The organism is Vibrio sp. 10N.222.52.C12 (genome assembly GCF_041474215.1).
In the GTDB taxonomy this organism is placed as follows: domain Bacteria; phylum Pseudomonadota; class Gammaproteobacteria; order Enterobacterales; family Vibrionaceae; genus Vibrio; species Vibrio crassostreae_C.
In genome coordinates this window covers 26,024-36,741 of the sequence record NZ_JBFRTR010000037.1, presented here as the reverse complement: position 1 = coordinate 36,741, position 10,718 = coordinate 26,024, and the positions used below count along the sequence as shown (strand labels likewise).

Here is a 10,718-nt window from a genome sequence, read left to right as displayed (position 1 = left end):
GTTGTGAGTTATGTAACAAGCATAGTTTCTGTTGACGCAAATGATATCGAAGAGATCTCATATTCCGTAAAATCATCATTCAATGTTCTTCTAAGCACTATCGTATTTATATCGCTTTGATTGGTAAGAAATTTACAAAAGGTTGATATAGTGGTTGAAGCGCTAGCTTATGCTGTTAGATAGGCTTGATAGTTCAATGCGCCAATAACGAAGAGGCATCAATGACAGCACTACTAACCATTCCCACTCGAACATTAGGTTTCGACTACGATATTGAGATCCGAGACTGGTCTCAAAAGCTCGTCGGCTTTCATGTGTTTGAAGATGGTAGACGACCGCTTGATGGAGGCATTGGGCTGAGCCTCAACCTTGTTGAACAGTTTGACGTGAATGGTCGTTGGCTAAATTCATTACCTGCGCGTTATCGTGAAATCACCGACGACTTTCCAGAATACCAATACCAGATGTTGTGGCTTGCTGCGAATACTTATGAAGCCGCGCAATTGCTTGAATTAAGGCCTGTTATTTTGGCTTTGATCTGCATGAAATACAGTGTCGACAACAAGAAAGCACTGGCACTAAGTCGCTTAGGGCAGAAGAAGATCCTTACCAAGTTGGGCTTAGACGGCAGCAAGGCGACACTCAAATTCATCGACAAGCTAGAGCTTCATTACAATGTTGGTGATGAACTCGACCACATTGTTCGCATTCTCGAGCCACTGCAAAGACGAGTTCTTAAGTTTAAGCATTACTCAAAAGTTGGATACACAGCCCTGCGTTTGGACCAAGTTCATCCATTTCTAACTGGTAGCAGGCTAGGGATTGCAATGGTGGAAGAGGGCAGACTTAACGCACCGTCGAAGATGGCGATGTTCCAAGATGCGATATTGCTAGGGCAAGATTTGGAGATGGATGATCCACTGCGCGCGATTACCAGTCAGAACTCTTTTGCGATGTTTGAACAACTCCATGACCGCTGGACGGAGCAACGCCAATTACGTCGTTTGGAGGGTAACTGCCCAATGGATAAAGACATCCCTTATCCCGTTCCTTTACTTGGCAATGACAACATTCATCCGCTCACGGATTATTACGACCTTGAACACGAAGGCATCGAGCAGAAGCACTGTATTGGCGTGTATCACAACCGAATCATGAGCGATCGTTATGTGGTGTTCCGCATGCTCAAGCCTCAGCGTTTAACCATAGGTTTACGCCGCGTCCCGAGCAAAGCATTTCCTTTTGAAATAGACCAAATCTGCGGAAAACGAAATGCACCTCCGTCGGAATCCGCTCGCCAAGTGATTCACGACTGGCTAGAAGCGAGTAAGCAAAAATATCCTAAGCAATAGCCATTAAGTAGAAGGAATACAGGATGTTTCAACAAGGCGATCTTTGCCCTCATTGTGGTTTGATTATTGTGATGCCTACGGATCTGCAAGGTGAATGCCTAGGATGCGGCGAAGAAATTAATCAAGACCCAGCAGACGATTACGACGAAGAAGAGTAGCTTTACCTACACTTAGATTAAACAAGGCTAGGATAGCCGAATTACTCTCTTTAAAAGGACGGAAAAATGCAGAAAGTAATCTTTAGAAATTGCGATGAAAACTCACCTTATTGGCATGAGTTAGAGGGCTTATTTCAAAGTGAATGGTCTGATTTCAAGTTTAAAGATACATATAAAGAAAACGTACAACTCCCTCCAGTAATAACAGTACTTCTCGATAATGTGGTCATTGGTGGCTTGGCGTATTCCTATTTTCAAGAACCTCACCAAGTTCGTGATGTAGTGTGGATCAACGCTGTGTTTGTCGACCCTCAATGGCGCGGTCAAGGCATTGCCAGTGAACTGATTAATCGTGGTGTCAGACAGGTTTCTTCTGCAGTGCAAACTCAACTCTACGCGTACACCAATATCATGGGTCTCTACCAAGGGCTAGGTTGGTCAATCGTAAATATCGAATCAGAACCGAACCATAAAGTGATGAGTATTGAGCTTAATCGATAAGCTCGGAATAAAAGCCTGATATTAGTTTATCTGCCGTTCGAGTAATGAATTTCTCCCTTTCATCCATAATGCATAAACCTGTTAAATTTTCGTTGAAACTCATGCCGATATCGCCTTTAAATCAAACAACTAGCTGTTGATTAAAACGATCAAGACGATTTATTGCAGCAGTTGTTGAGCACAAAGCCTATATTGACTAGAATGACGCACTTTTTTTATTTACGTACATACAGGTAATGAACATGAGCGATACTAATTCAAGACCAGCTTTACCAGATCATCTTGCAGGCAACCCACGCAGCCCACACCACGTTGCTGAGTGTTTCGAATACCCAATCGGCATTCGTCTAAATGGTAAAGAGCGTACTGATGTTGAAGAATACTGCATCAGCGAAGGTTGGGTTAAGATCCCTTCTCCAAAAGCGCTAGATCGTTTTGGTCAGCCAATGCTTATTACTCTAAAAGGCACTGTAGAAGCTTTTTACATCGACGCATAATCACGTCGTGTGGCTAGCTAATACTTCGAGTAATTAGCTAATGTTTGCTTAATTAGCCAACATCAAGCCACCAAGCGTTATTACCTAAAAGGGTCTAGAGAAATCTAGACCCTTTTTGTTTGCATTGATTTTAGCGAACTTCTTTAACCAATAGCCCAAACCACCTTCATAACTCCACAGATTCAACCAAAATTGTTGTTGGTTGATTTATGTTCGCTCGCTCTTTTTGGATTTATTCGTACTCGAAAGTTCTGATGTTTAATTAAACAGATACAAACAAAAATATGAAGCGCATTCTAATTAAATGAAACTAATATGCTGTATTTAAAGTTATTTTTTGTTAATAACTACCTCTATCACAGAAATTAATCCTGAAGCACATACAATTCCCTTGATTTCGAATGAGCGCTAAATTTTTTCGTTCGAGCGTTTAAATTCTTCCTTCGCCCAATAATTATGAGGTTCCTATGTTTGGAATATTCAAACCTATGGCGCATATCGATCGCTTGTCATCAGATAAGATCGATAGCACCTACACACGACTACGATGGCAGCTGTTTCTTGGCATCTTCGTTGGCTATGCGGGGTACTACTTAGTCCGTAAAAACTTTAGTTTGGCGATGCCTTATCTCATTGAACAAGGTTTTAGCCGTGGAGAACTAGGGGTTGCATTAGCGGCGGTATCTATCGCTTACGGCTTATCTAAGTTCTTAATGGGCAGTGTTTCTGACCGTTCTAATCCTCGATACTTCCTCAGCGGTGGCTTGTTAATGTCGGCACTGGTGATGTTCTGCTTTGGCTTTATGCCTTGGGCAACAGGCAGCATCACTGCGATGTTTATCCTGCTGTTCTTGAATGGTTGGTTCCAAGGTATGGGTTGGCCAGCTTGTGGACGAACCATGGTCCACTGGTGGTCACGAAAAGAACGTGGTGAGATAGTGTCAGTATGGAACGTTGCTCACAACGTGGGTGGCGGTTTGATTGGCCCAATGTTCTTGTTGGGGCTGTGGGCTTTTAACGACGATTGGCGAACCGCTTTTTATGTTCCTGCATTTTTTGCCACTCTCGTTGCTGTCTTTGTTTGGTTTACTGTAAGAGATACACCTCAATCTTGCGGCTTACCACCGATTGAAGAACATAAAGACGATTACCCAGACGACTACGATACGTCTCATGAGAAAGAAATGACGGCTAAAGAGATCTTCTTTAAGTACGTTTTCTCTAACAAACTGTTGTGGTCAATCGCGATTGCTAACGCGTTTGTTTACCTTATCCGTTATGGCGTACTCGACTGGGCTCCGGTTTACTTAAAAGAAGCAAAAGACTTCTCTGTCGATAAATCATCTTGGGCTTACTTCCTGTATGAGTGGGCAGGTATCCCTGGCACCTTATTGTGTGGTTGGATTTCAGATAAGCTATTCAAAGGTCGACGAGCACCTGCAGGTATCTTGTTCATGGTTCTAGTGACAGTCGCTGTGTTGGTATATTGGCTGAACCCTGCGGGTAACCCAACGGTTGATATGTTGGCACTGGTTGCGATTGGTTTCCTTATCTATGGTCCTGTAATGCTGATCGGTTTGTATGCACTGGAACTTGCACCTAAGAAAGCTGCAGGTACAGCGGCTGGTCTAACAGGTTTGTTTGGTTACTTAGGTGGCGCGGTTGCTGCGAACGCAATACTCGGCTTTATGGTTGACCATTACGGTTGGGATGGCGGCTTCATTATTTTGGTCGGCGCTTGTGTAGCTTCAATCATCTGTCTGCTGTACGCCTTCTTAGGTGAGCGTGCGCACCATAAACAAAAAGATCTCGAACGAGAGAAAGAAGCGTTAGCTCAGTAGTGTATTTACTGAATCACATCTATAAATAACAACAGAGGCAGGTATATCCTGCTTCTGTTTTATCAAGGGGAAACAATAATGAAAACAACGTCACTGTCTCTGACCTTATTAGCACTAAGTTTATCTGCAAATGCGTTCGCCGATCCTTTAGTGATTGCGCATCGCGGCGCTTCTGGTTATTTACCTGAACACACTTTACCCGCTAAAGCGCTCGCTTATGCGATGAAACCCGACTACATCGAACAAGATGTCGTGATGACTAAAGACGACCAATTGGTGGTTTTGCATGATCATTATCTAGATCGAGTCACCGATGTCGCGGATCGCTTTCCAGACCGTGCTCGTTCAGATGGCCGTTATTACGCGATTGATTTTACGCTCGCTGAGATCAAATCATTAAAGGTGACTGAAGGCTTTAAGTTAGATGAACAAGGCAACAGAGTGGCAGGGTACCCAACGCGCTTCCCAATGTGGCAGTCTGATTTCCGCGTCGCTACATTTGCAGAAGAAATCGAGCTGATCCAAGGCTTAAATAAGACCTTAGGTTATGACGTGGGTATCTATCCTGAAATTAAAGCACCTTGGTTCCATCGTCACGAAGGCAAAGATATCTCCAAAGCTGTACTTGCGACCTTGCATCAATATGGTTACCTATCGAAAGACGACAAAGTGTACTTGCAGTGTTTCGACGCCAATGAACTTCAGCGTATCAATGATGAACTTATGCCAGCGATGGAAATGGATCTTAAGCTCGTTCAGTTGATGGCCTATACAGATTGGAATGAAACCATGACTTACCAAGGTGACAAAGCAACGGCGTACAGTTACGACTGGATGTTTGAAGCTGGTGGCATGGAAAAAGTGGCGAATTATGCGGAAGGAATAGGCCCTTGGAAGCCAATGTTGGTGGATGATGCATCGACCAAAGATAACATCATTATTAAACCGTTAATGAAGTCAGCAAAAGACGCGGGCTTAGATGTTCACCCGTACACGTTCCGTGCTGACCCGGGAAGAATCCCAGCTTATGCTGATAACTTTGATGGCATGTTGGATGTCTTCTACAACCAAGTCAAAGTTGATGGTGTGTTTACCGACTTCCCAGACAAAGCGGTCGACTTCTTGAACCGTTAATACCCCCGTCAGTTACGAGCTATTAGTAACGAGATACTAAGAGCCAAAAGCACCGACTAAAGGTGCTTTTGGCTCTTCTTTCACTTTTTGGATCTCCTTGTACTGGCCTCGAAATCCTACCTATATTCTTCTTTCTCAGCCCACATTTTGATATTCACTCGGTTTACAGCTATAACCTGACTTGATAGGTTACTCCCAATGCAGCCAGATGCTTAATCTATAAGTGTTTATCGGCTCAACCTGATATTGAATTTGGAAAGATCATGGAAGAAAGAAGCAAAGCTTATCTTGATAGCTACCTCAACACATTACCAGCAGACGTTGCTTCGCAATACACCTCTTTTAGTGCCGACTATTACTGTGCTGATGAATACAACGCCAACCTCTGCGCCCAGTTAATTCTCAAGGGTGAAAAACAAGCGTCTTGCAGCCTTGAATATTGGTACAGCCATGAAGGTGAGACGAGACCAGTAGTTGGTCACTTGCAAGTCGTCACTGACTGGGATGGCAAGCCAGTTTGCATTGTAGAGATCACTTCAGTCTCACAGTGCAAATATAACGAAGTGACGGCGGAGTTTGCTGCTGCCGAAGGCGAGGGTGACAAAACACTCGAATGGTGGAAAGAAGCTCACTGGAACTTCTTCTCTCGTGAATGTGAAGAGCTCAAGATCTCACCAAGTGAAGACATGTTACTTATGTTGGAGCGTTTCAAAGTGGTTTATCAATAAAGGGTATTTTGTGTTTAGAAGATCGTGCTCCATAAACAGTAACAAGGTTGTCCATAATGAGCCTAACCGTCCGAGAAGTTTTTATAGGCTCGCTTAAACATTAGATAATTCATCGTATGCAGGAGGCAAGATGACAAAGCTAATCGAATTAACAGAAATAGTCTTATTCGACTGGGGCAATACGCTGATGGTCGATTTGCCAGACGCACAAGGGAAGATGTGTGACTGGGAAACCGTACAAGAAGTGAGTGGTGCTCGTGCATTACTGGGGGAGTTGTCGAAAACTCATCTAGTTTATGTTGCTACCAATGCTGGTGATTCCAGTAAAGACGACATCATTCGAGCCTTTGAGCGTGTTGGCCTGTCTCAATATATCTTGGGTTACTTTTGTAAGGCGAGCATTGGCTTTTCTAAGTTCGAGTCGGGGTTCTATCCTGCCATTATTTCTAAGCTCGGTGTTTCACCACAAGAGATCACCATGGTAGGCGACACTCTAGAGAAAGACATTTACCCAGCACTTGAAGCGGGTTTGCAAGCGGTGTGGTTGAATACGGAAGGAGTTGATCTTAAGTCAGAGCATCCGAATATCGTACAAGTTCAAAACCTAAGCGAACTGTTGGAGAAACGCGATTAACTCTCTGATATTAAGTTCAGATAAAGCGCTTGTCCGTTTTGACGTAAACCTCTCATCTCTTTGCTGTTTAATCCTCTAAGCTAACTCTAGTTTCCACTATGAGGGCTAGGTTATGAGTATCGAATGTCACGGAATATCGGTTGGAATTGAACGTGTTAGCGGTGAAACCATCGTTGTGTTCAAAGCGAAAGGCAAACTCACACACGATGACTATCAGGCAATGATGCCAATTCTAAATACCACGCTAGAAGAACTCGATTCATCTAAACTCAAGATGCTGGTCGATATCTCAACCTTAACAGGATGGGAGTTACGTGCAGCTTGGGATGATTTTAAACTGGGATTAGAGCTCAATTCTAAGATAGACAAGATTGCTATTTTCGGCGATAAAAGCTGGCAAGAATTCGCTTCAAAAGTAGGGAGCTGGTTTGTGTCCGGTGAGATTAAGTCATTCGAAGACCATGACTCTGCGCTTAAGTGGCTAGTCGATTGATACTATTCGCGGGCAGCTAGAGAGCAGTTCGTAAACATCGCCAATGACAGTTGACGAGAATTGTCTCGAACGCTGTCATTTTTCGTTTTGGTTATGATATTTCCTATTTGATTCAATAGAGTATATTCATTCCAGCGTGTAACATACCCAGGCTTTGTTTGGTCGTGACTAATAGAATAGCGCGGCCAGATTCAGTAATAACGAGAACTAAAACAGAAATAAGGTCTAACGACATGCATAAGGTAATTGATAAGCTGGCTTGTATATTCATCAAAGACGGCAAGTTGTTGATGGTGAGATCAAAAGGCAAAGAACTGTTCTAGCTACCGGGTGGTAAGCGTGAAGCTGGCGAAAGTGATGAGCAAGCACTGGTTCGCGAAATCAAAGAAGAGATCTCAGTCGATTTAGTGCCTGATTCCATCAAATACGTCGAGACGTTTACAGGCCAAGCTGATGGCAAAGCGGAAGGCGTATCAGTGCAATTGACTTGTTATCTTGCTGATTATACAGGCGAACTGTCTCCAGATGCTGAAATCGAAGAGCTTAAGTATGTGGATATCAACGACAGAGCGGTATGTTCATTGGCAGCACTGGTTGCGCTTGATTGGTTAGAAGCGAACCAGTACTTGGCTTAAGGTTTTAGCGGCTATTAGCTAATGCTGAAGATTGATCTTCAAAAGATCATCGCTTACGAATAGCTTGAAGGGCGGCTGTCTTTCATCAACAGGTCGAGTTTCCTTTGAGCTTTCTTCGTGTCTTGTAAATCCACCACCTCAATCATTTCACACTCATCTCGTACCATCTCATTAATTAGGCTTGGGTAGTGTCGGCAATCTTCTGGTCGGTCTAAGTAAATGCTACATGTGTACTTGGCTTGAGCCTTGGTGTCTTTCGTCGGAACCAGCTCCAGAAAAGGGCAGCGAGTTAAACGTTCGCCAGATTCAGGGTCGAACCAGATCTCGCTTCCTCGAACATATTCAAAGATGTCTGGGTTGAACAACTCCCACAAATCGATCTCTTCTTGAGTCGCGGCAAGGTCGCCATCTCCGTATTTGATACAGCATTTTCCGCATTGATTACAATCTTTCATTATCGACTTCATAAGTTGGTGAGCTTTTATCATTTTACCACTGATAGGCGTGGCACGTTGATTTTGTTGTTCATGGTTAAGCCGTTACGGGCGGGAACTTGGAATAGCGGTACTTAAAATCAATTTATCTATGAACCGCCACTCCAATCAAAGCTGTAAACAGTGATACAATTTGCGCCTCTCACGTTATTCAAGCAAAGGCATCAAGATGAGAACCGTATACACCACCGAAGTCAACATTAACGCAAAGAAACAAAAAGAGGCTTACCCAAAGCTCGCTTTATGTGACAAGTGCGTTGGTGACTATGTGGTTATCGAGCAAGGTGAACGAACTTACAAGCCTTGTGCTAAATGTGGTGCCGACGATTAATGCGCCTTGATAAATACCTATGTAAAAGCACTGACCTAACCAAGCCTGAAGCGATTGAACGCATCCATAATGGCGAGGTGAACGTAAACAGTGAAACAGTCACCGATGAATCGACTCAGGTTCATGAAACCAACGCCATCTTGTTTAATGGCATGCCGCTTAAATTGCGTGAATTTCGATACCTCTTAATGCACAAGCCTGCGGGTACTATCTGTTCTAATGTCGATGAAGTTTATCCTTCACTGTTCAACTACATCGAGATAGACAAAGCATCAGAACTGCACATCGCAGGGCGCTTAGATGCCGACACCACAGGTTTAGTCTTAATTACCGATGATGGGCGATGGTCATTCAACATCACGTTGCCAACCAAGTCATGTAAGAAGGTGTACCGCGTGACATTGTCACGAGATATCAAAGACGATGTCGCTGATAAGTTTAAAGCGGGCATTCAATTGCAGGGCGAGCAAAAACCGACGCGTCCGGCAGAGCTTGAAGTGATTACCAATAAAGAAGTGCTGTTGACCATTACAGAAGGCAAGTTTCATCAAGTAAAACGAATGTTTGCTGCGGTAGGGAATCGAGTTGTTGGCCTACACCGTGAACAGATTGGTGATGTTCGTTTAGATGTTGAAGCAGGTCAGTGGCGTTATTTAACCGAAGCCGAAGTCGACTCATTTCAGCAGGGCTCTGAATAGACGCTGTAACCACTTAAAGCGTTAAGCGTGTCAGCACTGGAATATCAACACTATAAGGATGTAGGATGGAAAACCTCAAAGTCTCAGAAATTAAGTCTTTCGTACCCGCGAAAGACTTCGATTTATCTAAGCGTTTTTACCAGTCAATCGGCTTCGAAGTGATGTCTGAATTTCACGATATCGCCTATCTGCGTCACGGCAGTTGTGCGTTCCTTCTGCAAAACTTTTATGAACCTGCGCACTGTCACAATTACATGATGCACTTGCTGGTTGAAGACGTAAAAAGTTGGTATCAACACATCCAAAACTCTAATGTAGTGTCGGAATTTGAAGTTACCGTTTCCGAGGTTGTTGAGCAGCCTTGGGGAATGCTTGAGTTTTGTATCACTGACCCAAGTGGTGTGCTGTGGCGTGTGGCTGAAAACATCAGGCCGCGTTAATTCATCCAACTTGCATTGATAGTATGTCTAGGTTCACGGTGCTTTTCTGTCCTATTTGCTAGAGTGACAATTCAATGAGCATGGAGGTTTTATAATGGGAACTGTAATCGGTTTGGTGATTTTAGTTGCTATAGATTGGTATCTTGTTCGTAAAACAGGGCTTCATATTCATAACTGGATCTCTAAAAAGTATGCCGTGTATTTGTCGGAGAAGGGAAACAAAAAATAGCCTTTCTTATTAAGTCATCGGTATAAAAAGCGTTATCGGCTATTCATTTTACACACATTGCAAAGATTGGAGGATTTATGAAAGGTAAAGGAAAGTGCCTATGTGGCTCGGTTAAGTTGGAAGTAGAGTACGCCAGTAATGAATTGGGGGCTTGTCATTGTAGTATGTGTAGAAATTGGTCGGGCGGTCCGATGTTAGCCATTGATTGCGCTGATTCAGTTAAAATATCAGGTGAATCGAATGTAGTTAGATATAAGTCGTCCGATTGGGCTGAGAGGGGTTTCTGCGGTAAATGTGGTACTCACTTGTTTTACTTTTTGGTGCCAAATAATCAGTATCACCTTCCTGTCGGTTTATTGATGTCTGGGGATGACTACAAGTTAACTCATCAGATATTCATCGATGAAAAGCCCGAATACTACGAATTTAAAAATGAAACAAAAAATATGACTGGTGCAGAAGTATTTGCCCACTTTGAAAGTGGAGAGTAGCACTTAGTTTTTATTAGCTTAAGACTAATTCACAACGCTCGGCATTTTTTAGTTTCGGTCGA

General features: G+C 43.3%; 15 protein-coding genes and 1 pseudogene. 15 read left to right on the top strand and 1 reads right to left on the bottom strand.

The features are described from left to right. Positions 1 to 221 precede the first annotated feature (221 nt). The 10 genes and pseudogenes from AB4623_RS07565 (at position 222) to AB4623_RS07520 (ending at position 7,973) form a co-directional block, all read left to right on the top strand. Positions 222 to 1,352, top strand: coding sequence for a PcfJ domain-containing protein (locus AB4623_RS07565; RefSeq protein ID WP_017059201.1), 1,131 nt, complete (start codon positions 222 to 224; stop codon positions 1,350 to 1,352). A gap of 23 nt (positions 1,353 to 1,375) precedes the next feature. Further along, on the top strand, positions 1,376 to 1,510 hold the full coding sequence (locus AB4623_RS07560) for a hypothetical protein (protein ID WP_017059202.1): 135 nt from the start codon (positions 1,376 to 1,378) through the stop codon (positions 1,508 to 1,510). A gap of 66 nt (positions 1,511 to 1,576) precedes the next feature. After that, positions 1,577 to 2,011, top strand: coding sequence for a GNAT family N-acetyltransferase (locus tag AB4623_RS07555; RefSeq protein ID WP_372146084.1), 435 nt, complete (start codon positions 1,577 to 1,579; stop codon positions 2,009 to 2,011). A 242-nt stretch (positions 2,012 to 2,253) separates the two neighbouring features. Then, on the top strand, positions 2,254 to 2,508 hold the full coding sequence (locus tag AB4623_RS07550) for a DUF3297 family protein (RefSeq protein ID WP_017059204.1): 255 nt from the start codon (positions 2,254 to 2,256) through the stop codon (positions 2,506 to 2,508). Positions 2,509 to 2,975: 467 nt separating this feature from the next. Then, positions 2,976 to 4,349: a glycerol-3-phosphate transporter gene (gene glpT, locus AB4623_RS07545; protein WP_029235560.1), complete on the top strand. Its 1,374-nt coding sequence runs from the start codon at positions 2,976 to 2,978 to the stop codon at positions 4,347 to 4,349. Positions 4,350 to 4,427: 78 nt separating this feature from the next. Further along, a complete protein-coding gene (gene glpQ, locus AB4623_RS07540; protein WP_372146082.1) occupies positions 4,428 to 5,483 on the top strand; it encodes a glycerophosphodiester phosphodiesterase in 1,056 nt (351 codons plus the stop codon). A gap of 263 nt (positions 5,484 to 5,746) precedes the next feature. Next, positions 5,747 to 6,211 (top strand): ASCH domain-containing protein, encoded by a 465-nt coding sequence (locus tag AB4623_RS07535; RefSeq protein ID WP_017059207.1) that lies wholly within the window; start codon positions 5,747 to 5,749, stop codon positions 6,209 to 6,211. A gap of 130 nt (positions 6,212 to 6,341) precedes the next feature. Further along, positions 6,342 to 6,845, top strand: a complete 504-nt coding sequence (locus tag AB4623_RS07530; RefSeq protein WP_137002090.1) for an HAD family hydrolase — start codon at positions 6,342 to 6,344, stop codon at positions 6,843 to 6,845. A 112-nt stretch (positions 6,846 to 6,957) separates the two neighbouring features. Then, a complete protein-coding gene (locus tag AB4623_RS07525) occupies positions 6,958 to 7,338 on the top strand; it encodes an STAS/SEC14 domain-containing protein (protein ID WP_137002089.1) in 381 nt (126 codons plus the stop codon). Between the two features lie 233 nt (positions 7,339 to 7,571). Beyond that, a pseudogene (locus AB4623_RS07520) lies at positions 7,572 to 7,973 on the top strand (NUDIX hydrolase). A 53-nt stretch (positions 7,974 to 8,026) separates the two neighbouring features. On the opposite strand, the gene AB4623_RS07515 reads toward AB4623_RS07520, so the two are convergent. Further along, positions 8,027 to 8,428 carry a YkgJ family cysteine cluster protein gene (locus tag AB4623_RS07515; RefSeq protein WP_017065706.1) on the bottom strand — a complete coding sequence of 134 codons (402 nt, stop codon included), beginning with the start codon at positions 8,426 to 8,428 and terminating at the stop codon, positions 8,027 to 8,029. Between the two features lie 208 nt (positions 8,429 to 8,636). Here AB4623_RS07515 and AB4623_RS07510 point away from each other — a divergent pair, with 208 nt between their 5' ends. The 5 genes from AB4623_RS07510 (at position 8,637) to AB4623_RS07490 (ending at position 10,656) form a co-directional block, all read left to right on the top strand. Beyond that, positions 8,637 to 8,798, top strand: coding sequence for a hypothetical protein (locus AB4623_RS07510; protein ID WP_017066554.1), 162 nt, complete (start codon positions 8,637 to 8,639; stop codon positions 8,796 to 8,798). Next, positions 8,798 to 9,496 (top strand): pseudouridine synthase, encoded by a 699-nt coding sequence (locus AB4623_RS07505; protein ID WP_372098656.1) that lies wholly within the window; start codon positions 8,798 to 8,800, stop codon positions 9,494 to 9,496. The genes AB4623_RS07510 and AB4623_RS07505 overlap by 1 nt, the downstream gene beginning before the upstream one ends. A 65-nt stretch (positions 9,497 to 9,561) precedes the next feature. Beyond that, on the top strand, positions 9,562 to 9,936 hold the full coding sequence (locus AB4623_RS07500) for a VOC family protein (protein WP_017059214.1): 375 nt from the start codon (positions 9,562 to 9,564) through the stop codon (positions 9,934 to 9,936). A 94-nt stretch (positions 9,937 to 10,030) separates the two neighbouring features. Next, positions 10,031 to 10,165, top strand: coding sequence for a hypothetical protein (locus AB4623_RS07495; protein WP_017059215.1), 135 nt, complete (start codon positions 10,031 to 10,033; stop codon positions 10,163 to 10,165). A gap of 77 nt (positions 10,166 to 10,242) precedes the next feature. Beyond that, positions 10,243 to 10,656, top strand: a complete 414-nt coding sequence (locus AB4623_RS07490) for a GFA family protein (RefSeq protein ID WP_017059216.1) — start codon at positions 10,243 to 10,245, stop codon at positions 10,654 to 10,656. Positions 10,657 to 10,718: the final 62 nt, after the last annotated feature.